The organism is Frederiksenia canicola (assembly GCF_011455495.1).
Classification (GTDB): Bacteria; Pseudomonadota; Gammaproteobacteria; order Enterobacterales; family Pasteurellaceae; genus Frederiksenia; species Frederiksenia canicola.
On record NZ_CP015029.1, the window covers coordinates 237,834 to 264,060 of the forward strand.

Annotated in this window: 20 protein-coding genes; 18 read left to right on the top strand and 2 right to left on the bottom strand. The window is 43.8% G+C overall.

Going from position 1 to position 26,227, the window contains the following annotated elements:
• Nucleotides 1-217 precede the first annotated feature (217 nt).
• On the bottom strand, nucleotides 218-1,138 hold the full coding sequence (locus tag A4G17_RS01125; RefSeq protein WP_123956841.1) for a mechanosensitive ion channel family protein: 921 nt from the start codon (nucleotides 1,136-1,138) through the stop codon (nucleotides 218-220).
• 139 nt (nucleotides 1,139-1,277) lie between these two features.
• On the opposite strand from A4G17_RS01125, the gene rluC reads away from it, so the two are divergent.
• The 18 genes from rluC to prlC all read left to right on the top strand — a co-directional run bounded on the left by rluC (nucleotide 1,278) and on the right by prlC (nucleotide 25,236).
• Nucleotides 1,278-2,237, top strand: coding sequence for a 23S rRNA pseudouridine(955/2504/2580) synthase RluC (gene rluC / locus A4G17_RS01130; RefSeq protein WP_123956842.1), 960 nt, complete (start codon nucleotides 1,278-1,280; stop codon nucleotides 2,235-2,237).
• A 90-nt stretch (nucleotides 2,238-2,327) separates the two neighbouring features.
• A complete protein-coding gene (folP, locus tag A4G17_RS01135; RefSeq protein ID WP_123956843.1) occupies nucleotides 2,328-3,170 on the top strand; it encodes a dihydropteroate synthase in 843 nt (280 codons plus the stop codon).
• A gap of 114 nt (nucleotides 3,171-3,284) precedes the next feature.
• Nucleotides 3,285-3,632 carry an ArsC family reductase gene (locus tag A4G17_RS01140; protein WP_123956844.1) on the top strand — a complete coding sequence of 116 codons (348 nt, stop codon included), beginning with the start codon at nucleotides 3,285-3,287 and terminating at the stop codon, nucleotides 3,630-3,632.
• Nucleotides 3,629-4,759: a succinyl-diaminopimelate desuccinylase gene (gene dapE / locus A4G17_RS01145; RefSeq protein ID WP_123956845.1), complete on the top strand. Its 1,131-nt coding sequence runs from the start codon at nucleotides 3,629-3,631 to the stop codon at nucleotides 4,757-4,759. The genes A4G17_RS01140 and dapE overlap by 4 nt, the downstream gene beginning before the upstream one ends.
• A 15-nt stretch (nucleotides 4,760-4,774) precedes the next feature.
• Nucleotides 4,775-5,449, top strand: coding sequence for a M15 family metallopeptidase (locus A4G17_RS01150; RefSeq protein WP_123956846.1), 675 nt, complete (start codon nucleotides 4,775-4,777; stop codon nucleotides 5,447-5,449).
• Nucleotides 5,446-6,204: a class I SAM-dependent methyltransferase gene (locus A4G17_RS01155; protein WP_123956847.1), complete on the top strand. Its 759-nt coding sequence runs from the start codon at nucleotides 5,446-5,448 to the stop codon at nucleotides 6,202-6,204. Before A4G17_RS01150 ends, A4G17_RS01155 begins: the two co-directional genes overlap by 4 nt.
• A gap of 140 nt (nucleotides 6,205-6,344) precedes the next feature.
• The gene (locus A4G17_RS01160) at nucleotides 6,345-7,925 is read left to right on the top strand and encodes an SrfA family protein (RefSeq protein ID WP_123956848.1); all 1,581 of its coding nucleotides are present in this window, start codon (nucleotides 6,345-6,347) and stop codon (nucleotides 7,923-7,925) included.
• A 21-nt stretch (nucleotides 7,926-7,946) separates the two neighbouring features.
• Nucleotides 7,947-10,970, top strand: coding sequence for a virulence factor SrfB (locus tag A4G17_RS01165; RefSeq protein ID WP_123956849.1), 3,024 nt, complete (start codon nucleotides 7,947-7,949; stop codon nucleotides 10,968-10,970).
• Nucleotides 10,967-13,654 (top strand): putative virulence factor, encoded by a 2,688-nt coding sequence (locus A4G17_RS01170; protein ID WP_123956850.1) that lies wholly within the window; start codon nucleotides 10,967-10,969, stop codon nucleotides 13,652-13,654. The genes A4G17_RS01165 and A4G17_RS01170 overlap by 4 nt, the downstream gene beginning before the upstream one ends.
• Nucleotides 13,655-13,666: 12 nt before the next feature.
• Nucleotides 13,667-14,677 carry a hypothetical protein gene (locus tag A4G17_RS01175; RefSeq protein WP_123956851.1) on the top strand — a complete coding sequence of 337 codons (1,011 nt, stop codon included), beginning with the start codon at nucleotides 13,667-13,669 and terminating at the stop codon, nucleotides 14,675-14,677.
• On the top strand, nucleotides 14,677-16,647 hold the full coding sequence (locus A4G17_RS01180) for a vWA domain-containing protein (protein WP_123956852.1): 1,971 nt from the start codon (nucleotides 14,677-14,679) through the stop codon (nucleotides 16,645-16,647). The genes A4G17_RS01175 and A4G17_RS01180 overlap by 1 nt, the downstream gene beginning before the upstream one ends.
• Nucleotides 16,648-16,694: 47 nt before the next feature.
• Nucleotides 16,695-17,393: an ABC transporter ATP-binding protein gene (locus A4G17_RS01185; protein WP_123956853.1), complete on the top strand. Its 699-nt coding sequence runs from the start codon at nucleotides 16,695-16,697 to the stop codon at nucleotides 17,391-17,393.
• Nucleotides 17,394-17,395: 2 nt separating this feature from the next.
• Nucleotides 17,396-18,613 carry an ABC transporter permease gene (locus tag A4G17_RS01190; protein WP_123956854.1) on the top strand — a complete coding sequence of 406 codons (1,218 nt, stop codon included), beginning with the start codon at nucleotides 17,396-17,398 and terminating at the stop codon, nucleotides 18,611-18,613.
• Nucleotides 18,603-20,126, top strand: coding sequence for an SUMF1/EgtB/PvdO family nonheme iron enzyme (locus A4G17_RS01195; protein WP_236941015.1), 1,524 nt, complete (start codon nucleotides 18,603-18,605; stop codon nucleotides 20,124-20,126). The genes A4G17_RS01190 and A4G17_RS01195 overlap by 11 nt, the downstream gene beginning before the upstream one ends.
• Nucleotides 20,127-20,158: 32 nt before the next feature.
• Nucleotides 20,159-20,899, top strand: a complete 741-nt coding sequence (locus A4G17_RS01200) for a coiled-coil domain-containing protein (protein WP_123956855.1) — start codon at nucleotides 20,159-20,161, stop codon at nucleotides 20,897-20,899.
• Between the two features lie 6 nt (nucleotides 20,900-20,905).
• Complete coding sequence (locus A4G17_RS01205) at nucleotides 20,906-21,388, top strand: hypothetical protein (RefSeq protein ID WP_123956856.1); 483 nt, start codon at nucleotides 20,906-20,908, stop codon at nucleotides 21,386-21,388.
• A 62-nt stretch (nucleotides 21,389-21,450) separates the two neighbouring features.
• A complete protein-coding gene (locus A4G17_RS01210) occupies nucleotides 21,451-22,929 on the top strand; it encodes a VWA domain-containing protein (RefSeq protein WP_123956857.1) in 1,479 nt (492 codons plus the stop codon).
• A gap of 159 nt (nucleotides 22,930-23,088) precedes the next feature.
• Entirely contained in the window at nucleotides 23,089-25,236 is a 2,148-nt protein-coding gene (prlC, locus tag A4G17_RS01215; protein WP_123956858.1) for an oligopeptidase A, read from the top strand.
• Between the two features lie 64 nt (nucleotides 25,237-25,300).
• Here prlC and ftsX read toward each other — a convergent pair whose 3' ends face one another.
• Nucleotides 25,301-26,224: a permease-like cell division protein FtsX gene (gene ftsX / locus A4G17_RS01220; protein WP_123956859.1), complete on the bottom strand. Its 924-nt coding sequence runs from the start codon at nucleotides 26,222-26,224 to the stop codon at nucleotides 25,301-25,303.
• Between the last annotated feature and the right edge of the window lie 3 nt (nucleotides 26,225-26,227).

Consider the following 26,227-nt stretch of genomic DNA (forward strand, 5'->3'; position numbering starts at 1 on the left):
ATGGTTGCAGAATCAATCCGTTAGCACTTGCAGAAATGGCTTGCAAGCGGTGCGATTTCGCCTGTTTTTTGCAAAACTGCCGAGCAGCCTGACAGGCAAAAAAAGCGAATCATTATGGCATTTTAAGCAAAAAATAGAAAGGCAAATAGGCATAAATTTGGAAAAAGAAAAAGCGGAATTTGCAAAAAATTCCGCTTATCTGACCGCTTGTCGGCAATTACGCTTTACGCACAATTTCCACGTTATCTGGCAAATGCAGATCTAATTGGTTAAATGGAATGCCAATGCCGGCTTTATCAAACTCCATTTTCACTTTTTCCAGCAAATCAAATTGAGTTGACGCATATTTGGAAGTTTGCACCCACGGGCGAACAAAAAGCTGTACGCTGCTTGGTGCAAGACTGCCCACCGCAATCGTTGGTTCTGGGTGATTTAAGACATTTTCGTCATCAAACAGCACTTTCGCAATAATGCTTTTCGCTTTTTCAATATCCGCATCGTAACTAATATCAAAAATCAGATCGATACGGCGAGTTTCGTTGCGAGAATAGTTCACAATGCTGTCGGCAAAGACTTTGCCATTCGGTACTAGCACGGTTTTGTTGTCACCTGTCCGCAACTCCAATACCAATAGCCCCATTTGCTCCACTTTTCCGCTGGCTCCTGCGGCTTCAATAAAATCGCCTTTGCGAAAAGGTTTGAAGATCAAAATCATCACCCCCGCTGCAAAATTTTGTAGCGAGTTTTGTAATGCTAAACCAATCGCCAAACCAGCCGCACCAATTAAGGCAACAAGAGAACTGGTGTTAATCCCAAGTTGTGAAAGGGCGGCAATCACCACAATGAGAAGGAATAAAAAATAGGCAATGGATGTCACAAAACTTTGCAACATCTCATCTTTGCTAGATGCCAAGACCGCTCGACCAAGTAATCGGCTAATGATTCGAGCTAAATATTTACCGAATACAAAAATAGCAATCGCAAGGACGATTTTCGTGCCGTAAGGAATAATGTAGTCGTACAAAAAATGGTCTAATTTCGCCAAATCCAAAGTTTTTACTTCTTCTAATACCTTCGTTGCCGTGGCTTGAACATCAATTTGCTGCACAGTATCCGTAGCTTGTGTTTCTTTACTCATCTTATCTCCTGTTCATATAAAAAAAGAGCAGGGATTCTATCACAAGCGGTCAGATTTTCGCTATTTTTTGCAATTGCAACGTCCGCCAACCACAAAATATGATAGGATTTATCCCATTTTAGTAAGACAAAAAAATGCCATGACAACCGATAAAATCATTTCTGCCAGCGTACAATTTTTCACCATTAGCGAAGACGAGGCAGGGCAACGTTTAGACAATTTCCTGCTCAGCAAACTCAAAGGCGTGCCGAAAAGCCTGATTTACCGCATCGTTCGCAAAGGTGAGGTTCGAGTAAACAAAGGTCGCATCAAACCTGAATACAAATTGCAAACCGATGATGTAGTGCGAGTACCGCCTGTCCGTGTCGCTGAGAAAAACGAAGCTCCGATTTCGACTAAATTGAACAAGGTGGCAGAGTTAGAAAGCCAAATTTTGTATGAAGATGATGTCTTGTTGGTGATCAACAAACCATCAGGCATCGCGGTGCACGGCGGCAGCGGCTTGAGTTTTGGCGTGATCGAAGCCCTGCGAGCATTACGCCCCGAAGCCCGTTTTTTAGAATTAGTGCACCGCATCGACCGCGACACGTCAGGCATTTTACTTGTGGCCAAAAAACGCTCGGCGTTACGCAACTTACACGAGCAACTGCGTGAAAAAGTGGTACAAAAAGATTATTTAGCGTTGGTGCGTGGACAGTGGCAATCGCACACTAAAGTGATCAAAGCCCCATTATTGAAAAATGAACTGGCGAGCGGTGAACGAATCGTCAAAGTGAGCGAAGAAGGCAAACCATCCGAAACCCGTTTTTCGATTGAAGAACGCTACGCTAACGCTACGCTGATCAAAGCGTCCCCTGTTACGGGCAGAACGCACCAAATTCGTGTGCATACTCAATTTGCTGGCCACCCCATCGCCCTAGATGACAAGTACGGCGACCGAGATTTTGACAGCAAAATACAACAAGCGGGCTTAAACCGCCTATTCCTACACGCCTATTCCATCCGCTTTCAACACCCCAAAACCGATGAGGAAATAGTCATTACCGCCCCACTGGATAGCACGTTGAAAGGTGTATTGAAAAAATTGAGAGCGGAATAGCCGTTACAAGCGGTTAGATCCGCCAAAAGTTTTGCAAATTTATCAAGATGGGTTAAAACCGCCACTACAATGGAGCGATACCTTTTAGCTATGAAAATCCATTTCAAAAATCAGCAAGGATCTGACCGCTTGTTAGATCTCACCTCCCCGAAAATTATGGGGATTTTAAACTTCACGCCTGATTCGTTTTCCGATTCGGGGAAATTCTTTTCGCTCGATAAAGCACTTTTCCAAGTAGAAAAAATGCTCAATGACGGGGCGGATATTATTGATATCGGCGGGGAATCTACCCGTCCAAATGCACCGATTGTGACCCTTGAAGAAGAATTGCAGCGGGTAGTCCCGTTGGTGGAAGCCGTTCGCCAACGCTTTGATTGCTTGATTTCCGTAGATACATCCAAGGCTGAAGTCATGCGGCAATCGGCTCAAGTTGGGGCGGATATCATCAACGATATTCGAGCATTGCAAGAACCGAATGCGTTGGAAACCGCCGCCGAACTCGCCCTGCCCGTGTGCCTAATGCATATGCAAGGCAGCCCGCAGACGATGCAACAAAGCCCTGATTATGATGATGTGGTGGAAGAAGTCAGCGAGTTTCTCAATCAGCGAATTTTTGCCTGTTTAACCGCAGGCATTGCCAAAGAACATATTATATTAGACGTTGGCTTTGGCTTTGGCAAAACGGTGCAACACAACTATCAACTCATGAAACATCTGCCATTATTTGCTGACTCTGGCTACCCTGTGCTTGCAGGGCTTTCTCGCAAATCAATGATCGGTGCAGTGCTAGATAAACCCGTCGATCAACGCATCATCGGCAGCGTGGCTGGAGCCTTGCTCTGCATTCAACAAGGGGCAAAAATCGTCCGCGTCCACGATGTCGCCGAAACCGCGGACGCCTTGAAAATTTGGCGGGCGATGATGGAAGCTTAACTTCAGGAACGGATCTAAATGCTCACCCGCAACAAGCGGTCAGTTTCACCATATTTTTTGCAAATGACAAACGGGTGGACACTTAAGTCCACCGCGACTAATAGGAAATAAAAGATGACAACAGTTTACGGCATTAAAAACTGCGACACGGTTAAAAAAGCACTGAAATGGCTAGATGACAACGGGCTCAATCCACAATTGCACGATTATCGTGTGGATGGCTTAGATCCACAATGGCTGGCAAAAATGGCAGACAAATTCGGCTGGGAAACCTTGATCAATAAACGCAGCACCACTTGGCGTGGGCTATCGGATGAGATCAAAAACACTCTCAACAAAGACACGGCGTTACAAGTGCTGAACGAACAACCAACGTTAATCAAACGCCCGATTGTCATTGCAGGCAATGTGGCGTTAATCGGCTTTGATGCAGCGGAATATCAGGCAAAGTTAAAATCATGAAAAATGACATTATTACCTTAGCACAACAACTTATCCAAAGAAAATCCATCAGCCCTGATGATCAAGGCTGCCAGCAACTAATTGCTGAACGGCTACAAGCGGTCGGTTTTGAACTGGAATGGCTCCCCTTTGGCGATACCCTCAATTTATGGGCGACCCACGGACAAGGCGAGCCTTGCATTGCGTTGGCTGGGCATACGGACGTTGTGCCAGCTGGCGATGAAACGGCATGGCATTATCCACCGTTCGAAGCTCGCATTGTGGATAACTTGCTTTACGGGCGTGGGGCGGCAGATATGAAAGGCCCACTCGCTGCACTGGTGATCGCTGCCGAGACCTTTGTGAAAAACCACCCGAATCACAAGGGCAAAATCGCCCTGTTGATTACCTCTGATGAAGAGGCCGCCGCCAAAGACGGCACGGTGAAAGTGGTGGAAACCTTGATGGCTCGCAATGAAAAAGTCGATTATTGCATCGTGGGCGAACCGTCAAGTAGCCAGCAGTTAGGCGATATTCTCAAAAACGGACGGCGTGGCTCAATCACCGCCAATTTATACATTCAAGGTGTGCAAGGGCACGTTGCTTATCCCCATTTAGCCGATAACCCTGTGCATAAGTCGCTGGCATTTTTACAGGAACTGACGACCTATCAATGGGATAACGGCAACGACTTTTTCCCACCGACCAGTCTACAAATCGCCAATATTCAGGCTGGCACGGGCAGTAATAATGTGATCCCTGGGGAACTTTATGTGCAGTTCAACTTGCGTTACTGCACCGAAGTGACCGATGAAATCATCAAAGCCAAAGTTGCCAAAATGCTGCAAAAACACAGCTTATCGCACCGAATTGAGTGGAACTTGTCAGGAAAACCGTTTTTAACTGCAAAAGGAAAATTAGTCGAAACGGCGGTACACGCAGTGGAAAACGTCACCAACATCACACCGCAGTTAGACACGGGAGGCGGCACTTCAGACGCCCGTTTTATCGCCCTAATGGGCACCGAAGTGGTGGAATTTGGACCATTGAACAAAACTATTCACAAGGTCAATGAATGTGTTGATGTGGACGATTTGGCGAAGTGTGGGGAAGTGTATTATCACATAGTCGAGCAAATTTTGAACTAACAAGCGGTCAGATCAATGAATCATTTTGCAATTCTCACCGGCAAAAGCCGAGCCCATTTAGTGCCATTGCCCAATCCGCTTTCACCCAATCATTTTTTGCAAGCGGAAGCTGTGTCGGCATTTTTAACCATGCAAAAAGCCGCGAAAGCGGCGGGGTTTAATTTACAACCCGCCAGCACCTTTCGTGATTTTGAACGGCAGAAACTGATTTGGAACGGCAAATTTTGCGGCGAACGCAAGGTTCACGATGACAACGGCTGTACCATTGATTTGAGCGGTTTGGATGATTGGCAAAAAATTCAAGCCATCGTACGTTGGTCGGCAATGCCGGGGGCGAGCCGTCATCATTGGGGGACGGAAGTGGATATTTTCGACCCTGATTTACTTCCCACAGGACAAAAATTGCAGCTTGAGCCGTGGGAATACCAAACAGGTGGTTATTTTCAACAGCTGACCAACTGGCTGTTGGTCAATGCCGAGCAATTCGGTTTCTCTTTTCCGTTTATGGAGCGAGACGACAAAAAAATCGGAGTGGAACCGTGGCATTTGAGCTATTTCCCGATTGCTGACCTTTACGAGCGGTCATTTTCACCCGATCTTTTGCAAATGGCGTGGCAAGGAGAAGAAATTCAAGGCAAAAGCACACTGATTGCCCATTTAGACGAGATTTTTGAACACTATATTCTATGACAGCTATTCAACTGATTAACGAGAGCGACAACCTAGACAAATTTCAAGCCATTTGCGACAAATGGCAGCTTGTTCACGACAGCTCTGCGATTTTAGCCTTAGTTTTAACCAACGAACGTTTGGAACTCCGCAAACTGGATGAGCCAAAATTAGGGGCAATCGCGGTCAATTTTGTGGATGGTACAATGGCTCATCGGCGGAAATTTGGCGGCGGACGAGGTGAAGCCGTTGCCAAAGCGGTGGGGATCAAAGGCGACTATTTGCCAACGGTGATCGACGCCACCGCAGGCTTAGGGCGTGATGCCTTCGTACTGGCGGCAATCGGCTGCAAAGTGACATTAGTGGAACGCCACCCTGTGGTTTGTGCTTTGCTGGAGGACGGCTTAGTGCGAGCCTATCAAGATGCGGAAATCGGCGAATTTATGCAACAGCGGATGCAGCTATTGCCCGTTCGTTCCATTAGTGAGCTCGATCCTGCGACGGATTTTGCCGATGTGGTCTACCTCGACCCGATGTATCCGCACAAACAGAAAAGTGCGTTGGTCAAAAAAGAGATGCGCGTATTTCAGCATTTAGTGGGGGCGGATTTAGACAGCGATGATTTCTTTGCACCTGCCAAACAGCTCGCCTGCAAGCGGGTAGTGGTTAAACGCCCCGACTATGCCCCCTTCTTAGCCGCACAAAAACCCGATTTCAGCCAAGAGACCAAAAACCATCGGTTTGATGTGTATCTTTCGCATCTTACTAAAAGCTAATACAAGCGGTCACTTCCCTATCATTTTTTGCAATTATTGCCGTGTTATAAATAAATTGTGACAGTTACTATAAAAAACTGACCTAATTATTTATAATATTTAACCAATTTTTGTATCTTTATATGATTAAAGGGGAATTTATGAGCACTTTATTACGCAGTGGTGATATAAAGGACTATACGGCACTTGGACGAGATGGACAGGCAGTCTATACCGTTGCAAGCCAACTCCGTGACGCCATTCGATTTAAACGTGGTCGCATGATGGCGGAATATCTTGCCATTCCACAACGTAATGATTCAGGCAGTAAAATTGATTGGTATGTTCCCTTTGAATCAAGTAATCCAGACGGCTCCTATTTTATTATTCCCTGGACATCCGCCACCCAAGAAGAACGCGATAAAGCTTTAGCTGAGTTGGATATTTTTAAATCCAATATGTTAGATTTAGGCAAAGAGTTAGCCCATTCGCCCAATACACAAAAAGGCGACCAGCTGCTTTTTTCTCGTCTGCTCTACTCCGAAAATGCACCGTTCAATGAACAACTCAAAGCCATTCGCTTTCCCAACGAAGAACATATCTATTTAGTCAATGATCGCCCCGTAATCACTGGTTGGGGATTTATTGAGAAAAATAAATCACCTTATGATGACCCGTTTTTAGCGTTACGCCCAGCGATTCGACCGCCCGTTGCCCCTGTCGCAACACCAGAAGTCGCTCCTGCCCCACCCGTTATCGAAGAACACAATAAATGCCGTTGGCTGCTTACCCGTTGGTGGTTCTGGCTTCCACTATTGTTACTGCTTGGTTTACTTGGGTATTATTTATACACCAAATGGTGGATTCCAAAAGCCAACATCAAAAATGCGGCGACAACGACACAAACAACATCAAACAATACCGCCAAAGCTAATCCGAACAAAAAAGCACCGTGTGTGCTTTATCAAGTGGACGGCATTCTACGTGATGAGAAAGGCAAAATTGTGATCCGAAATAGTGAAAACTGTCTGGTGATTACGGATGCCAACAAAATTCCGTACCGCTGGGTAAATAATCGTTGGGTAAATACTGCAACAGGCGAAGCGATTACGGATCCGACTCTTTTGCAAAATTTAGCCACAAACCCACCGCTTGCAGAGCAAAACCTGCCGACGGATCCAACGAAATCCACCGCACCAGTGGTTGGAAACGATCCTAATAGTGGTAAAACAGATGAACTCAAAAATGGCACACAAACACTGCCAGAAACCGCTACGCCAAATGCCGCTCAAAATACAGCAAATTCTCCTGCAAATAATGCCGCCAATGGTGGAAATCCAAATTCGCAGCCATCGAATACTCCAGCGGCTAAAGAATTGGCGTTGGATCCAACTGCCTTAGCGGCAGGCAAAACGGATTTCTTGAACGGCAATTGGAATGCCGGTGCAGGTATTCAAGATAAAGCAACAGGTAAACCACTTAAACTGAGCTACAGCTTTAAAGATGGTCAAGGCAAAGTAACCTTAAGTCGTGGTGATGGCGTCACCTGTTCAGGTGCGGTAAATGCTGCCGCAGCCAAAGGCGGGTTGAATATCAACAATGCTGGTATTGCGAATTGTACTGACGGTTCAACCTATCAATTGCCAAACGTTGTTTGCAAACCGACTACATCTGGTGTGGCTGACTGTAGCGGTAGCTATGGCTCAGGCAAAGCCTTTCCAATGTCAATGAAAACAAATTAATCCAAATTAAGAAGGTAACTCATGCTTCCAGATTTACAACAATATGGCAAAGAACTTTCCTTAGTAATGAATAGTGGTATTCAATTTATTGATTTTGCTCTGAAAATTGACTGGAAAGACAAAGTATGGCGTGAGAAGAATATGGGTAACTTTATTTCTTCTGCTAATCACGGACCATTGCGTCGCTTACTGTTGAGCAAAACCGGAGAAGGATATTGCGATTCCGCTAAGCCTGACATGATGGTGCGTGTTGAACAGGAAATTAGCGTTGAAGACTCACTCAAACTGTTTGATGGCGTTTGGTTACCCGTCCCAGTATTACGCAGTATTCCACCTGATCGCTTTGATGAAGGCCCTTATAACTGGGCAAGAATGCGAATTATCAAACTGGATACGCCAGATAATGACGGTAATTCACATCGAGTTACCCTTGCATTTGATACTAAAATTTTCAGTAATAATCAAAACACGGCCTATTTAGCCCCAACAGATGAAGATGTCCGTTCAGGGACAACTTTCTCTTTTGCCTATCAATCGAACCATATTTCTTGGTTCTTGGATTTCAAATGGATCAATGATTGGTTACTTGAACTGTTTACCGAACTTGCTCCAGAGCCAGATCGCTTAAAAATTCACCCTGATGATTTAGCACTCGATATCAACAACCGTGTTCATCAAGGGCACTATCTCAATTTACTTGCCTTGGTTGGCGAAGAAATTGAAATTCCTCGCTTTAAAATTGCCTCAAACAAACGTGATGACATTACCAAGGCCATTCCCGTTGATATGATTTTGGATGTGGGAAACTCTCGTACCTGCGGTATTTTGATTGAAGATCACGAACAAGAACAAGACGGAATGAAAAAACGTTACGAGCTGGAAATTCGTGACCTTTCCCGTCCAGAACATTGCTATAACGAACCGTTTGAAAGTCGGGTAGAATTTGCCCAAGCCTTTTTCGGTAAGGAACATTTTTCCGTACAAAGTGGACGTCGTGATGCCTTCCAATGGCCGACTATTGTGCGTGTTGGTAAGGAAGCGGGGCGTTTAGCATCTCGCCGTGAAGGGAATGAAGGCTCAACGGGTTTATCCAGCCCGAAACGTTATCTTTGGGATACAGAACGCTACGAACAAGGCTGGCGTTTTAATTCATCTTATGTAAAAACCGATGCAGAACCTTATGCAACCGCAGCGCCACTGTCAGGGTTGATTAACGAATATGGTGAAGCGTTATACCGCTTACGTGATGATGTTGAAGAAGAATTTGAACGTAAAATGCCCGTGTTCCAACCGCACTATTCACGCAGCTCCTTGATGACTTTTATGCTGTCTGAAGTGTTATTACAAGCCTTGATGCAAATCAACAGTCCTGCTCAGCGTTCAAAACTAGAGCATGCTAAAACACCTCGATTTTTGCGTTCAATTATTTTGACCGTTCCGCCTGCAATGCCAAAACCCGAGCGAGAAATTTTCCGTGGCAATATGTTAGAAGCTATTGGTTTAGTATGGAAAAGTCTTGGCTGGGATAAAACCGACAACGATATTGATTTCTTTACGAAAGAGAGTCGTGAGCAGTATTGGCCAGTATTGCCTGAAGTACATATTCAATGGGATGAAGCAACAAGCGGTCAGATTGTGTACTTATTTAACGAAACACAAAATAACTATGCAGGTCGCCCTGAAGCCTTTATTTCAGCGATAGTTCGCCCTGATAAAGCCGATAAGACAAAAATGACAGTTGCCACGATTGATATTGGTGGCGGCACTACCGATCTAGTGATCAACGACTATCATCTTGACTACGGTGAAAACGGGCGTTCTGGCAGTAATGCTTATATCATTCCAACGCAACGTTTCCGAGACGGTTTTAAAGTGGCAGGGGATGATATTCTGCTTGATATGATTCGTGATGTGGTTATTCCATCATTGGCGGACGGACTAAAAGCGGCGGGCTTAAAAGATCCTGATCCTATTTTATCGGAACTGATCGGCACCCAAGTTTTAAAAGTCCAAGATCGTTTACTTCGCCAACAATTAACCTTGCAAATCTTCAGCCCTATTGGGCTTCGTATTCTCAAAGAATATGAGGAATATGATATTTTCTCGACAGAAAATCGCTTGTCTGGAGCCACTTTTGCAAGCTTATTGGCAGAAGCCGATCCGCCAACAGAAAGTGTTTTAAACTATATTAACCAACCGATTTCACGCGAATTGGGCAAACCATTTAATATTTTGGATGTGCCTGTCAAAGTGAACCTTGCGCAAATTCACTTCCTATTTATGAATGAACATTACGACATTTGTAAAACCTTCAAATCGTTATGTGAAATCGTGAATAGCTACCAATGTGATGTGTTGTTGCTGACTGGGCGACCGTCTCGCTTACCAGGGGTTCAAGCCTATTTTAAATCTCGCTTACCGCTTCCTGTTGGGCGAATTTTGCCATTACATCATTATAAAACAGGCAGTTGGTATCCATTCCATAAACAAGGCAGAATTGATGACCCGAAAACAACGGCAGCCGTTGGGGCGATGTTATGTTTCTTGAGTAAAAACTCTCGGATTCCAAATTTCTTCTTTAGATCCATTGCAATTAAAGCTTATTCAACGGTGAAATACATTGGCTTATTAAGTAACAACAATACCATTCAAGAAAGCGATGTCTATTACGCCGACGTGAATTTGGATAATGAAGATTATGATTTCCCTGATCATGAATTTGAAGTGCGTGGTAAAACTCGCCTTGGTTTCCGCCAATTAAATGTTGAACGTTGGACCGCTGCACCACTTTATACGTTAAGTATTGAAAACCCTGAATTAAGGGAACGTTTAGCGGGAAGTGGCGTGGTGCTTAATGTTTCACTCAAAGTGGCGAAAACCCGAGAGAAAGGCAATTACAGCGAAACCCTTGAAATCAAACAGATCCAAGCAAGTGATGGCAGAAGTGTGCGTAAAGACGATGTTAAGCTGCAATTAAATACAATGTTAGATGCTGGATTAAATGATTCACAATATTGGCTTGATAGTGGAAGTGTAAAAAGATGAGTAATACAGAAAAACTAGTTGGCTCTTGGCATAATCTCTTTGAAGGTTCACAAAGTGCGATTCAGTGGGTGTCAGATAACCGTACACAAAGCCAACGACTAGATAACGAAGCAGACAGCCTAATTTTAGAGCTACGTCGTTTACGCAATACGGCAAAACGCTTAGGGGAATCTTCATCACATCCTGTGACAGCAGGCTTTTTCGGACTTTCACAAGCGGGTAAATCCTATCTCATTTCTGCACTTGCTGCCGATAAACAAGGAAAACTCCAAACAGAGTTTGATGGTAAAACCTTGGATTTCGTTGAACACATTAACCCTGAAGGTGGCGGTAAGGAAGCTACGGGGTTAGTGACTCGTTTTAGCCGCAATGCCACTGGCGGTATTCGTGGTTATCCGTTGAAACTGCAAATTTTCAGCGAAGTGGAAATAATCAAAATCTTAATAAACTCCTTTTTTAACGATTTTGATAAAGAGAAATTAGACTACGTTTGCGATCAAAACAAAATCAACGACATTTTAAAGAAAGTCAGTAACAAAGCCGTAACCCGTTCATTTGGCGGTTTAACCGAAGATGATGTGGTGGATTTACAAGATTACGCGACGGATAACTTTGGCAAATCGCTCTCGGCATTAAATGCAAATTACTGGGCAAAATCGACCGCTTTAGCCCCGAAATTAGCCATTGAAGATCGTGCAACCCTCTTCTCGATTTTATGGGGTGAGTTTCCTGAATTTAATGATGTGTACATCCAGTTTGCCAAAACATTATCTGTACTTGGACACGCTTCAACGGTCTATGCGCCGCTAACTGCCGTTATCAAAGAAAAAGAAGGTGGCGGTATTTCGAAAGCGGACAGCATTATGAACGTCGATATGGTGGAGCGACTAGGCACAAGCCGTGATGAAAAAATTACGGTATGCCCAAAAGCCAGTGAAGACGAAATTGCTGAACCTGTTGAGATCTCACTTTCGCAGCTCACCATTCTCACCGCTGAATTGGTATTCCCGCTAATGAATGCAACCCGAGTGCCTGTCGTTGAGAATATCGATTTATTGGATTTCCCTGGCTATCGCGGGCGTATGAACATCACTCAAATTACTGCAGATAACCCTGTTTCGCAGCTCATCTTGCGAGGTAAAGTGGCTTATCTGTTTGAGCGTTATACTGATAGCCAAGAAATGAATATCTTAATCATGTGTACGCCAAGTAATACACAGTCAGAAGTAAACGATGTTGGCCCAGTCTTAGAGCGTTGGATCAACAAAACACAGGGCGAATCCGCTGAAATTCGTCATGGACGAAAACCGGGCTTACTTTGGGCAGTCACCAAATTTGATATTCGCATTCAAGATAAACTGACTACGACCGAAGAAAACCTAAAAATTAGCTGGGGTAGTGATGGTCTTCTTAAACAAACCATTTTAGAGCGTTTTGGCCACTACGACTGGTTTAAAAATTGGGCGGACGATAAACCGTTCAACAATATGTTTTTGGTGCGTAAACCAGGATTCAAAGTGCCATTTCTCAATGTGGAAAACGGTCAAGAACTTAGCATTAATGACAACGAGCGAGCTCAGTTAGATTTAATGAAAAAGACCTTCACCCAAGATACCGAAATTCAACGCCACGTTGAAAACCCTGAAGCTAAATGGAATGCTATGTTAGAACTCAATGATGGCGGTATGAAAGGGATCAGCGATTATCTTGAAACGATTTCATCGCCCGAAGTAAAGCAAAAACGTATTATTGAGCAACTAAACCAAGCCATTCAACTAGTTGAACAACGTTTCAGCTCGTGGTATCAAAGCGACGGTGCAGAAGAGGTCAATAAAAAGCGTCAGCTTGCACAAGCAATCATTAAGGAATTACAAGGTCGCTCCTTATTTCTTGGTGAATTATTACGCTTATTCCAGCTCCCATACGACACCATTTTCTCCTTGTACCACTCTGTCGATTTAGATGAGAGCAGTGAAACGGGCGAAACAACTGTGGATAATGCTGCTGTGGCAAGCTTTGATATGAGCTTTGATTTTGGTGATAGCAACACACTAGATATTTTTGGTGAGGCACCGACGTTAGATCCTAGTGCTGAAAAGCAAGAAAATACCGCACCCGCGATGAAGTCACGTTTTGCTCAAGCCGTGTTCAAAGCATGGATTGAGCATCTTCGCAGCTTCTCCGCAAACGAGCACTTAATGCGATTCTTCCGCTTTAATGGTGAAAACCGCAAAGTTCTTGATGAATTAGTCGGCGAATTAATTACCGCCGCCACCCGCCTGAAATTGCAAGAATCACTTTCTGAAGCCATTTTGCAAAATGAAAATGCGGGCTATAAACGTGACCAAGTGGCAGAACGTCAAGTGTTTACCGTGCATACCCAAATTTCAGATTTCTTGGCATGGCTCGGGTTTATTCAACAACCAACGGCACAACGTCCAGCGAGCCGTGCGGTTGCAGGGCAAGCGGTTTTTGAAACCAAAGCAGTAGAAATGGTCAACGGTTTACCGAAACTCAGTGAACAACCAAGCACCTTTACCCGTGATTATCTGTTCGACTGGTTTGTGGCCTTTGGGGCAATTTGTGAACAAAATGCAGGGCACAGTGCGGGTCGTGAGATTGATGCGGCTCAAAATGCCAAATTAGGCGACATTTTAAACCGCTTTACCACATCAAAAATTTAAGCAGAGGAAATTATGCCAATTATTGTCGAATTAAAAGAAAATAGACCTGGCTATGCGGATATCGAAATTAAACGCTGGAAAGGCAGTGCTGACTTAGAAATTGCAGTACAACGCAACCAAGATCAACACTATTTTGCCCAAGGTGAACAATGGAACCCCGAACCCGTTTGGCACAAGGTGAGTGGCTTAACCGAAACTGGGGAAGCCTTACAAGGTACTGTTGGTCCTTGGCTGATTGACGCACTCGTTCAACAGGCAGGCAATACCCAATATTTGCTGTGGGCAAAAAGCGACAATTTGACGGATCGTGGCGTGATCCGCTTTTTAGGTAATATTTTGGCCTCTTCCGCAGGTGGTGATTCATCTCGTGAAGAAGATGTTCGAGATATTGTCGAACCAGATATCGCCACGGAAGTGAAAGAAAATATCAGCGTAGAAGAGCCAATTGATGTGATGGCTGAGCCAGAAATTGTAACGGAAGTTGCTGCTGAACCTGAAATAACAGAAGCCAACGTTGAAGAGCCTGCCATTGAAGAACCTCCTCTTCCTACTGTACCTGAAACGAAAAAGAAGAGCCCTGTAGCCCTTATTACGTTGTTCATTCTCTTGTTAGCCATTGCAGGGGGCGTTGCTTGGTGGCTATTAAATAAGAACCCCGATGAAGTTGCAAAAAAATCGCCAGAAGTGACCGCTTGTGAGATTCAAGCAGGTGGCGACGAGCTGAGCTTTTTGCAAACCTGCTTAAAAACCAATCCAGACACCAAACAATTATTAGCTATTATTGAGAATGCAAAAAACGCCAAAGCCTGCGGTATTGCTCAGCGTCTTTATGCCAATAAAGCCGAAAGTGGTAATGCAGAAATTGCCTTTGCTTATGCCAAAGAGTATGACGCGGCTTTCTCTAAAGGCGATGGCTGCTTTAAGTTAGACAAAGAAAGTGCGTTGTATTGGTATGAAACGGGATTAGCCGCCAATCCAAACAATGAAGAAGCCAAAAAACGTATTGAAGAGTTGAAAAAATAATGAAACAGAAACTAAGCCTTTTAGCCCTAACGACGTTTGGATTATGCAGCGCCGTTTTAGCTAATCCACAGCCTCTCAAACAAGAAGGCAAGCAAACCTTATTTCAACGAGTGCTAAGCACCCCAACCTGTGCCTTATCTGATGTTGCGGGAAAAGCAGACGGCAAGAAAATCCCTGCCTTTTCTCGTTACTATGTTTATGCACGCCAAACAGTGAATAACCAAGAATGGTTGCAAGTGGGGCCTGATGAATTTGGAAAAACCGTTGGCTGGTTAGATGCAAACTGTGCAGTACCTTGGAATATCCAAATGACATTGACGTTTACCAACCCAGTTGGGCGAGATCCGCTCCTCTTTTTTAAAGATAAAACCGCACTAGAAGGTATAATTTCATCAGATAAAAAAGCTGATAGCATCAAACAGATTCGCGACAACTTAGCGAAAACAGGCAATGCCGAAAACATTGTGGCACAAGAGCCAAAAGAGTTTGTCGATTTCCAAAAGAACTTCTACTTGTTGCCCATTTTGCAAGGCGAAGAAGTGATGAATAATGACGGTTTCTACGAGCGAATTTTAGAAATTGCCTCCGTATCGAAAAAAGAGCCAACGGCACAAACTAACCCAGCCACCGCAAAGCCTGCAAATAACAATGCTCAAACGGGTGAAGTCACTGGCTTCAAAGCGGCGGTGGTATTTGTGATCGACTCTACCATTTCAATGGATCCTTATATTAACCGCACTCGAGAAGCCGTTAAACAACTTTACGCTCAAGTTGAAAAGGAAAATCTACAAGAACAGGTGAAATTTGGCTTAGTCGCTTTCCGCTCTAGCACTAAAGCGGTTCCAGGCTTAGAGTACACATCCAAAATGTTTGTGGATCCGAATACGGTGAAAGATGGCAAAGACTTTATGGACAAAGTCGCTTCCCTAAAACAAGCCAAAGTGTCTAGTAAAGAGTTTAGTGAAGATGCCTATGCCGGTATTAGCCAAGCGTTGAAAGAGATTGATTGGAACAATTTTGGCGGCCGCTATATTGTGCTGATTACCGATGCGGGGGCGATCGAAGGCGATAACCCAATTTCCACCACGGGAATGGATGCCAAACAACTGAGATTAGAAGCTCAGCACAAAGGGGTTGCGGTTTATGCCCTGCACTTAAAAACCCCATCAGGCAAAAACAATCACGATAAAGCAGCAAGCCAATATAACGATTTGGCATTTAATAACTACATCAACAAAGCGTTGTACTACCCAGTGAATGCAGGCGATGTGAATGAGTTTGGTGAAAAAGTTAGCTCTCTTGCCAAAGCCTTAACTACGGATGTGAAGCTTGCCTATAAAGGCGAAATGGCAGCGGGCAGCTCCTTAGGGGCAAAAGAAGAAGAGAAAAAGCCCGCTAATGAGCTAGAAGAAGATGCCGTATTAGTCGGTAAGGCGATGCGTCTCGCTTATTTAGGTCGGACAACAGGTCAAACTGCACCACCAGTGTTCAAAGCATGGATCAGCGACCGTGATTTTGTTAAAGAAAATACCCCAACTGCCGAAGTACGGGTGCTGTTTACTAAAGCACAGTTAAGTGAACTCAGCGAAGTAGTGAAAAATATTTCAGATGCCGCAACCAGCGGTTTAATTGCACCTGACGATATGTTCAAACAGCTGCGTTCCGTTGCAGCAGCAATGGGGCAAGATCCGAATAAAATCAAACAAGGCGGAGCAACGAAAATTGCAGATCTTGGTTTGTTGGGCGAATACTTAGATGGTATTCCGTATAAAAGCCAAGTAACTAGCATTGATGAAGATTCGTGGAAAAGTATGGGGGCTCAGCAACAAGAAAAATTCATTATGGATTTGAAGAAAAAACTCCGCCACTACAAAACCTATAATGATGATGTTGATCGCTGGATTTCGCTCACCGAAGGCAGTGATCCAAAAGATAATGTCTACCCCGTGCCGCTTGAAGCGTTGCCATAAATTTGCAAAAAATACCGAGAAGCTGACCGCTTGCAAGGATAGAACTGATGCTGAACATTCAAGATTTGGCGATTACACGAGGAAGCAACGCCAATCCATTCCACATTCATCTGCCTTCACTGCATTTGAAGGCAGGTGAAGCCGTCGCACTTTGCGGCAGCAGTGGCTGTGGAAAAAGCACCATTTTGGAAATGGTGGGGTTGATTTTGAAGCCTGATCGGCTTGTAAGCTATCAAATTTACGATCGCAATGCCTTCCAACAAATTGAGCAATCTATTGCACAGCAAGATCAAACACAGCTTGCTCGACTGCGTGCAGAATGTTTCGGCTTTATGTTGCAATCAGGCGGGCTGCTGCCTTTTCTGTCTGTGCAAGAAAATTTAGCGTTACCCAACCAAATTTTAGGCAATGCACTTGATCAAGAATGGCTAGATTATTTAGTCGCAGAGCTACAAATTTCGCACTTGCTACAACAATACCCTAAACAGCTTTCGATTGGCGAAAGACAACGTGTTTCGTTTATTCGCTCCATCTCTCATCAACCTCCCGTGCTATTAGCCGACGAGCCAACCGCTGCCTTAGATCCATCGAATGCAGAAAAACTGTTCGATATTATTTTAGACGTAGTACAGAAAAATCAAATCGCAGCATTGGTGGTCACTCACGACTGGGATCTGATTACACAGAAGTCAATTCGTGTTATTCAAGGGCAAGTGTCGAATAACCAAGCGGTGTTTCAGGAGTAACGATGCGATTTTCATTACTGTTCAAATTAGTCGCAAAAGATTTATGGCAAGACCGCAAAGTCTCCTTTTTTATTGTATCGGCATTAATGGCAGTCATTGCCCCGCTGCTCTTATTATTCAGTTTAAAATTTGGCATTGTGTCGAAGCTGCAGCAAGATCTGGTTAACGACCCACAAAATCTTGAAATCAAAATGGATGGACTGAATTACAATCTGGACGACAAATGGTTAAATGAGATCAAAAACAACCTGCTTGTTCAGTTTGTGGTACCGCTCACTCGTGCATTAAATATGCAGGCAGATGTACGCTCTACTCATACCTTTGAACGTGATGTGCTGTTAATTCCGACAGCAGAAAAAGATCCGTTAATCCCAGAAAATATGGTGCTCTCGCAAGATAAAGGCATTATTTTGTCCGCCTTAATCGCAGAAAAATTACAAGTTCAGCAAGGTGATAACATTGATCTGTTTTTCAGCCGCAAGCTTGAAGGTGTGGAACAAAAAGCAAGTATGACCTTAATGGTCGAAAACGTGTTGCCAGAGCGTTATTTCAATCGCAAAGGGGCTTTTGTTCGCTTACCCATTTTGGTGGAAATCGAAAATTTCCTTGATGGTTACCAAGTCAGCCATTATGTCAACCAACCAATTACATCAGGCAAGGCGTTGGAAACGCCACGTCGGACCTATTCGAAAGCCCGAATTTATGCCGCCGATCTGGATAGCGTTTTAGCGTTATCCGCTCAGCTGAGAGATCAAGGCATTTCAACCCTTACCCAAGCCAATGCAATTGCTAATGTAAAATCGATTGATAAGGTGCTAACTATCCTGTTTGTGATTATTGCAATCACCTCGATCATCGGTGCGATTTTATCGCTGTCAGGTTCTTTTTTAGCGAACATTGAACGAAAACGAAAAGAAATTTCATTGCTCTACTTATTTGGTTTGAAACCGAGCGAATTGAAAGTGTATTTAATGATGCAATCGCTTCTGTTATCTTCTGCTGCCTTTGTGTTGGCATTCATTCTATTTATGATAAGCAGCACAATCATTAATACTGTTTTCAGCCAGCATTTATCAGAAGAGATTTTTTTGAGTGTCTTATTGCCAATTCATTACCTGATTGCTTTTTTAGCGACAAATAGCGTTGCCGTGGTGGTCGCTATATTAGGCGGAAGCAACATTGGAAAAATTCAACCTGCGGAGATCTTGCGTGAAGTGTAAATTAACCCATGTGACTATGTTGTCCCTATTGGTTTTGTTCAGCCAAGCCATTATTGCGGAGCCTTGGGACAAGAAATTTTATAACCCAAAAGAACTTGAAGGAGATGTTGTCTTACCGATGCCATGCGAAGGGGCGATAATTTTCCGTATGGTGAAAACTGGTTCACATAATCTCCTTGGCGATAAAGCGATCGTTCTTGGCAGCGAAAGTGCCGAACAAAAATTTGCCGAATATGCGACACCTAACTATATTTCAGGCAGTTTTTCGGAAAAAGGCGAGCGGTACTTTTTGATGTCAAAATATGAAATTACCCGGCTTCAATATCAAGCGGTAATGAACGAGAGCTGCCCAAAAGCCGAAATAAAAGCTCGCTTTCCTGTTACCAATGTGAGTTGGTTTGATGCCGTGGCATTCAGCAATAAATATAGCGAATGGTTGTTGAAAAATCATGCAGATAAACTCCCAAAAGAAGATAATAAAGTTGGCTTTGTTCGTTTACCAACCAATACCGAATGGGAATATGCTGCACGCGGTGGAGCCACTGTCTCTGATTCTGAATTTCGTGAACGACTTTTCCCGATGACAGAAAGCAGCGATAAGTACATTTGGTCAACTAAAAATGCCAATGGCAAATTACAGCTTGCGGGTCAGCTTAATCCAAACTCGCTTGGCTTATTTGATATGCTAGGCAATGTGAATGAAATGACTTTTGATGCTTTCCGTGCCAATAAACTTGACCGTTATCACGGACAAAGCGGCGGTATTACAGTGCGAGGTGGAAGTTATTTAACTGGCGAAAACCAAATGTCTAGTGCATATCGCATCGAACAGCCATATTACAACGATAATGGCGAAGGATTTAAGGCGAAGGATACTGGCTTTCGTGTGGTGTTTGTTACCCCCATTATCACCTCTAACAACCGCTTACAGCAAATTTCAAACGAATGGCAAGCTCTTGGTAAGGACAATAAGCAAGATCAAGAAATTGTATCCAACCTTGAGAAAATTGCCCAAGGCGTTGAAAATAAAGAGTTAAAAAATAAGTTGAAAAGCTTAGAAGATGCATTAAGAGCTTCTAATCAACATAAAGATGAACAACGGGATCAGGCGGTTCGCTCAGCATTACAACTCGGGGCATTTCTCTGTACCGATGTGTCAGATCTCAACAAACGCTATACGGAATACCAAAAACGTTACGATACGCTATGTAGTGATACACAAACTGCACTTGCCGCTTGCCCTGATATCAAAATTCAGACCCATGAAGCCAAAGACGTGCGTGATTTTGTCTTAACATATTATGCAGATACCTTAGTGGAAACCGCCCAAACTTATCCGCACGATATTGTTAAAAAACAGATTCAGCCAGTGATTTCAAAACTGCAGAATCAAAATAAATCAAATTTAAATCAGTACGTTGATCTTTACGCCAAACACCTTGCCGATTATTACAAAACAGGCAAAATAGCGCGTGAAGTTTGGCTACAAAGCTGTAACGAATTAAGAAAATAGTGTCCAAAATGTTCAATTCCTAGGAGAACCATATGCAATTATCTAAATTTAGCAAATCATTGCCACTTACACTGAGCTTATCTGCCGCGGTTTTAGTTTCTGGTTGCCAAAACATGGGCGGGCTAAGCATGGGCTCATCATCAAATGCTGACCCAATGCTTAACAGCGGCCGCCAAGCAGAGTTTTTTAGTGAGTCAGGGATCAGTGCCTGTGTAACTGGCGGATTAGCTGGAGCAGCGACAGGTGCTCTAACGGGGTTAGTCACTGGTGGGGACTCAAAAGCAACTGCGATTGGTGCCGCTGCAGGAGCAGTTGCAGGCTGTGGTATTGGTATGGGAGCCAACTACTACTTTGAACAACAACGCACCAAATATGCGAATAAAGAAGATCGCTTAAATGCTGAAATTCGAGATGTCAAAGAAACCAATAATGTGGCACGAGAAACCATCAGTGTGGCAAAAACCGTGTTAAATAAAGATAAACAGACATTGGCTGCCTTAAACAAACAAATTAAAAACAAATCGGTCGAACAAGCTAATGCCAAGAAAGAACTTGCTCGTGTCGATGCCAACTTAAAAACCTTAAATGAGCGTTTGTCTGTAATGAAGAAAAAACGCGATACCTTTAAAGATGTGGCGGTATTAGAAAAACGTGAAGGGGTAAATGTGAAACAGCTTGATGCTCAAATCAACACATTAAATAAACAGATTACTGAACTTGAAAGCTTGATTACCGCAGCCTCTAAGCAACGTACCGCAATTAAATTAGGATAATGTGTTATGAAATCGATCAAACTCACGCTATTTGCAATTCTTTCGGCTTATCTGACCGCTTGTAGTGCCACCCCAGAAGAATGCGATCCCACCGTTGAGCTCAGTGTTTTTGGCAAAGCGGCTTGCAGTTTCTCTGGCAGCTACGATAAGCGTATTGAACAGAAAGAAAAAATTCTGTTAGACGAAAAAGCCACAAGCAAAGAACTCAACAACATTTATAGCCAAATCAAAGCACAACAGAATGCGGTCAATCAATCTGCTGCACAAAAAAAAGCACAGTTGGCTAAGCTGAATAAATCCGTCAACTCACTGACAGCAGATTTAAAGAAAAAAGCCGCAGGAAAATCAGGCTTGATGAAACAGATCAACGAAGTTGAACAGCAGTTGAAAAATGTGAATAACTCCTCTGCCTCTGAAGCAGAAAAACAACTTGAACTGCAAAAATTGCAATCGAAGTTATCTAGTTTACAGCAAGCTATTGGTATTTAACTTAATTTGATAATATCCGTCATCGCAAGATTGCGGATATTATTTTCAGTGAGCACCTATTTATGCAACGACTCGCCCGTACGCCAATCGAACCTAACCAGCAAAATGCTCTTGCCTTTCTTGCACATTTCGCTGAAATTAAACAACTCTTAGCTAAACATTTGCCACCCAGCACGCTAAAAGTGTTTGCTGAACCTGTGGTTAAAACGGATGTGGTTGAATGGTATTCTTCTCTCGAGGGACAGCCAGTCAAACTGACAGAAAAACAGCAAGATGAAAAATTGCTCTCTGCTATTCAAAATAAGTTAACTTCTATTCAGAATTTAGTTTCCGAACTTAAACAGCAAAATGCCATTTCTGCTGAAAAAGCCGCATTAATTCAACAACTATTAACGTCTGCTACTCATAACACGAAAGAGATCTATGTCGTCAATGGCGAACCTGTAATTGTTGGCTGGGGATTAGGCAAAGTGGTTGAGCCACCTCCGCCAGTTATTCCCCCTGTTGCAACTGTGCCTTTCTGGCGTAAACATTTATGGTGTTTATTGCTACTGCCGCTTCTTTTATTGTTACTCGGCTTTTTGCTCTGGTGGTTCTTGCTCAAAGCAAAACCAGAAGCCACCCCGCCTGTCAAAGAACCCGTGAAACAGGAAGTGGTCAAACAACCAGAACCAGAAAAAGTGCCAGAACCAGTTAAAATACCAGAGCCGGTAAAAGAACTGGAGCCAGTCAAGGAGATTGAGCCCGAAAAAACGGTAGAAAAAGAAAAGCCAGTGCCAGTTGAAGAAGTAAAAGTACCTCAGCCAGAGCCTAAAAAAGAAGAAAAGGTCGTTGAGCCACCTAAAAAGCCAGCCCCAATCTGTACAAAATCCATTACGCCTGAAAAACGGCCACAAATGGTGATGGTTTTTGATAACTCGGCATCGATGCTACTTTCGCTTTCTGAAACAAAAGCCTCTATAGACGCCTTTAACGAACGTTGGGATACCGTAGGCATTACCCAAGCCGAGCTCGATTATATGCGTCGAGAACCACGCCGACTGACCGTAGCGAAAAGCTCTGCATCTACCATTATTGATAAGATCGACAAAAATATTGATATTGGACTCGTTAGCCTAACCTACTGCCCAAGTACTAGCCATGGCTTCTATAGCCCAGGCAAACGAGCGGCCTTAAAACAAAAAATCCGCTCAATGTACCCAGACACTACAAGTGATAATGCAGGGACTGCCCTTTATGACGGTTTACAAAAAGCGGCCTCAATGGTGGATGGCAAAAACCGTGATGCCTTTATTCTCTTAATTAGTGATGGAGAAGACTCTTGTAATAAAGATCAAAGCGTTTGTAGCTTGGCTAAACAACTCGCTAAGTCCAAACCAAAACTCAAAATCAATGTGGTAGATATTGGTAATACAAAAGCAGCAAACTGTGCTGCTTCTGCCACTGGCGGGAAAGTCTTCACGGCTCAAAGTAAACAGCAAGTGAGCAATATGATCAACCGTGCAATTCAACCAATGATTGAAAAAGAAGAGTGTAAATAGCCTTAAAGCCCTTTAAGCATGATCTTTAAAGGGCTTTTTATTATCTTAAACATCAATTGCAGATTAAAACACCAGCTAACCAATAGATTTTACTTCTCATTTGAGAATTTTTACGTCATATTTATTAACAATTCAATAACAAATGCAAGGGAGAAAATAATGCAAAGACGCCGTTTTATTCAGTTAAGTGCCTTAGGATTGGCAGGTTTACACTTTCCTCGTTTTGTATTTGGCGGCGAGCAGAAACCGCTGGTACTGCCTGAAAGCCTTAAACACAACCCTCTTCTCGATTTTTCGGGTTTACCGAAATTTTCCCAGTTCAAACCTGAATTTGTTAAACCCGCTATTGATTTTCTACTGCAACAATGCCGTGAGGTGACGACTCAAGTTACTAAGCAAGACACAATCACTTGGGACAATTTCTACTTACCGCTTGCCGATATTAACGATAAATTAGAACGGGCGTGGTCGGTGGTAAGCCATTTAAAGTCGGTTAAAAACAGCGATGTGCTACGTAACGCCTACGATCTTTCCCGTAAAGATCTAACCGAATACAGCACTTGGGTTGGACAGAACCCTGATCTCTACCAAGCCTATAAGAAACTCAAAGAAAGTGCTGAATTTGCTACCTTCTCAGTTGCACAACAAAAAGCGATTGACGATGCCTTGTTAGATTTCAAACTTTCAGGCATTGCTTTACCACCAGAAGAACAGAAAAAATATGCGGATCTGAAAAAACGATTGTCTGATCTCAGCACGAAATTTAGCAATAACGTGCTTGATGCCAATATGGGCTGGAGCAAAACCATCACCGATGTCAATCAGCTCAACGGCTTGAGTGAACGAGCGTTGGCAGCAGCGAAAGAGTCGGCGAAAAGCAAAAACCAAGAAGGCTACCGCTTCACCTTGGACTATCCAAGCTATTCAGCAGTGATCACTTACTGCGAAAATCGTGAATTACGCGAAGAAATATACCGAGCCAGCAACACAAAAGCCTCGGATCAAGGTCCAAATGCAGGTAAATGGGATAACACGCCAGTGATTGATGAGTTGCTCAAATTACGCCTCGAACTCGCCACCTTGCTCGGCTTTAAAACCTACGCCGACTATTCTCTCGCCACCAAAATGGCAGAAAATCCCGAACAAGTCATCGACTTCTTAAATGGCTTGGTTACCAAAGCCAAACCACAGGCGGAAAAAGAGTTTGCAGAGCTTAAAGCCTATGCAAAACAAACCTTTAACGTGGACGATTTACAGCCTTGGGACGTGGCGTTCTACAGCGAAAAACAAAAACAAGCCCTTTACGCCATAAGCGATGAAGCCCTTCGCCCATATTTCCCTGAAGAAAAAGCGATTGCAGGCTTGTTCGAACTCACCAAGCGGTTGTTTAACATTCACATTAAGCCAAAAGAAGGCGTAGACGTGTGGGATCCAACGGTTAAGTATTACGAATTATTTGACGAATCTGACCGCTTGATCGCCGGTTTCTACCTTGATCTCTACGCCCGTGAACACAAACGTGGTGGGGCATGGATGAGCGATTGTATCGGTCGCCGCAAACTCGCTGACGGTACGATCCAAATTCCTGTTGCGTTTCTCACCTGTAACTTCGCCAAACCTGTTGAAGGTAAACCATCACTGCTGCTACACGATGAAGTCGTAACAATGTTCCACGAATTTGGACACGGTTTGCACCATATGCTTACCCGCATTGATGTGCCAAGTGTGGCGGGGATTAACGGTGTGCCATGGGATGCCGTGGAATTTCCAAGCCAAACCCTTGAAAACTGGTGTTGGGAGAAAGAACCCCTCGCCTTTATTTCAGGTCACTATGAAACGGGCGAACCGCTGCCACAAGGCTTGCTAGATAAAGTGTTGGAAGCGAAAAACTACCAAGCGGCACTGTTTATGGTGCGTCAGCTCGAATTCGGCTTATTCGATTTCCGCTTGAATTATGAATACCAGCCAAACCAAGCCAACTATGTGCTGAATATGCTCAAAGACGTACAGAGCAAAGTTGCCGCGATTCCTTCGCCTGAATGGGCACGTCGCCCGCACTCCTTCACCCATATTTTCTCGGGGGGCTATGCGGCAGGCTATTACAGCTATATGTGGGCAGATGTGTTAGCCGCTGATGCGTTCTCGCTGTTTGAAGAAAAAGGCATTTTGAATGCCGAAGTGGGTAAAGCGTTCTTAGATAACATTTTGTCTCAAGGTGGCTCCCGTCCACCAATGGAATTATTCGAAAAATTCCGCGGACGTAAACCAAAATTGGATGCGTTGTTAAAACAACGTGGGATTCTATAAGGTGTAAACTACAAGCGGTCAGATCCGCAAAACGTTTTGCAAATCTGACCGTTTGTTAGATTTTTTAATACTTCGCCCCAATCTTCTGAATATGGCGGTTGGTGGCGATTTTAGCAGAGAGCCAGCCGAGGAAGATACTTAGGACAATAATCAGCAAAATTTCGCTGAAATCAAAGCCGTGGACTTCAAAACTGACCGTAAACATATCCGCCACATAACGAACCACACTAGTAAAATAGCTGATAGTCGCAAGGCTGAATAACATTGCCAATAGGCTGCCGAGTAAGCCGTAAATCATTCCGGTATAAATAAACGGACGTGAAATGAAATGGTCCGTTGCCCCAAGCAATTGCATTACTTCAATCGACGCACGGCTGTTCGATACGTCAGAGCGTACACTGTTACCGATCACCAAAAACACTGCCACAAACATCAATAACGTACAAGTAATTGCGACACGAGCAATGAGCTGAGTCAAGGCGGTGAGCTTTTCGAGCCAGCCATTATCTAAACGAACTTCTTGCACCCCTTTGATTTTTTGCAAACCGTCTCGAAAGGCAATCATATTTTCTGGCGACGTAAAATTTTTCTTTGGTTTCAACACGACCACTGCAGGCAATGGATTGTCGTCCAAAATATCTAACGCATCGCCAAAGCCCGACCACGAACGGAACTCATCCAAACTTTGCTGACGAGAAATATAGTTTAGGCTTTCGATTTTATCGGTATCAAAATGGCGAATGTGGTTCACCACGCCTTCAACATCTTTTTCCGCTAAATTTTTGTGCAGATAGACCGTCAACTCAGGCTCAGGATAAAACTCCGCAGCAGCTTGGCTGGTGTTTTTCCACAACAAATAACTGACCGTGGGAATAGTCAGTGAGGCAGCAATCACCAACACCGTTAAAAAAGTGCCGAACTTCCGCTTAATCAAATCTTGCCACACGGAACGCAAAATGTAGCGAGTTTGTGTCTGTAAATTTACCATTTT

Bases quoted from the DNA above. Each gene is read 5' to 3' on its own strand.
- A4G17_RS01205 (WP_123956856.1), top strand. From the start codon at position 20,906: ATGAAATCGATCAAACTCACGCTATTTGCAATTCTTTCGGCTTATCTG.
- A4G17_RS01155 (WP_123956847.1), top strand. From the start codon at position 5,446: ATGACAGCTATTCAACTGATTAACGAGAGCGACAACCTAGACAAATTT.
- A4G17_RS01150 (WP_123956846.1), top strand. From the start codon at position 4,775: ATGAATCATTTTGCAATTCTCACCGGCAAAAGCCGAGCCCATTTAGTG.
- ftsX (WP_123956859.1), bottom strand. From the start codon at position 26,224: ATGGTAAATTTACAGACACAAACTCGCTACATTTTGCGTTCCGTGTGG.
- A4G17_RS01200 (WP_123956855.1), top strand. From the start codon at position 20,159: ATGCAATTATCTAAATTTAGCAAATCATTGCCACTTACACTGAGCTTA.
- A4G17_RS01185 (WP_123956853.1), top strand. From the start codon at position 16,695: ATGCTGAACATTCAAGATTTGGCGATTACACGAGGAAGCAACGCCAAT.
- folP (WP_123956843.1), top strand. From the start codon at position 2,328: ATGAAAATCCATTTCAAAAATCAGCAAGGATCTGACCGCTTGTTAGAT.
- A4G17_RS01140 (WP_123956844.1), top strand. From the start codon at position 3,285: ATGACAACAGTTTACGGCATTAAAAACTGCGACACGGTTAAAAAAGCA.
- A4G17_RS01180 (WP_123956852.1), top strand. From the start codon at position 14,677: ATGAAACAGAAACTAAGCCTTTTAGCCCTAACGACGTTTGGATTATGC.
- A4G17_RS01190 (WP_123956854.1), top strand. From the start codon at position 17,396: ATGCGATTTTCATTACTGTTCAAATTAGTCGCAAAAGATTTATGGCAA.
- A4G17_RS01125 (WP_123956841.1), bottom strand. From the start codon at position 1,138: ATGAGTAAAGAAACACAAGCTACGGATACTGTGCAGCAAATTGATGTT.
- A4G17_RS01175 (WP_123956851.1), top strand. From the start codon at position 13,667: ATGCCAATTATTGTCGAATTAAAAGAAAATAGACCTGGCTATGCGGAT.
- A4G17_RS01165 (WP_123956849.1), top strand. From the start codon at position 7,947: ATGCTTCCAGATTTACAACAATATGGCAAAGAACTTTCCTTAGTAATG.
- dapE (WP_123956845.1), top strand. From the start codon at position 3,629: ATGAAAAATGACATTATTACCTTAGCACAACAACTTATCCAAAGAAAA.
- prlC (WP_123956858.1), top strand. From the start codon at position 23,089: ATGCAAAGACGCCGTTTTATTCAGTTAAGTGCCTTAGGATTGGCAGGT.
- A4G17_RS01170 (WP_123956850.1), top strand. From the start codon at position 10,967: ATGAGTAATACAGAAAAACTAGTTGGCTCTTGGCATAATCTCTTTGAA.
- rluC (WP_123956842.1), top strand. From the start codon at position 1,278: ATGACAACCGATAAAATCATTTCTGCCAGCGTACAATTTTTCACCATT.
- A4G17_RS01210 (WP_123956857.1), top strand. From the start codon at position 21,451: ATGCAACGACTCGCCCGTACGCCAATCGAACCTAACCAGCAAAATGCT.
- A4G17_RS01160 (WP_123956848.1), top strand. From the start codon at position 6,345: ATGAGCACTTTATTACGCAGTGGTGATATAAAGGACTATACGGCACTT.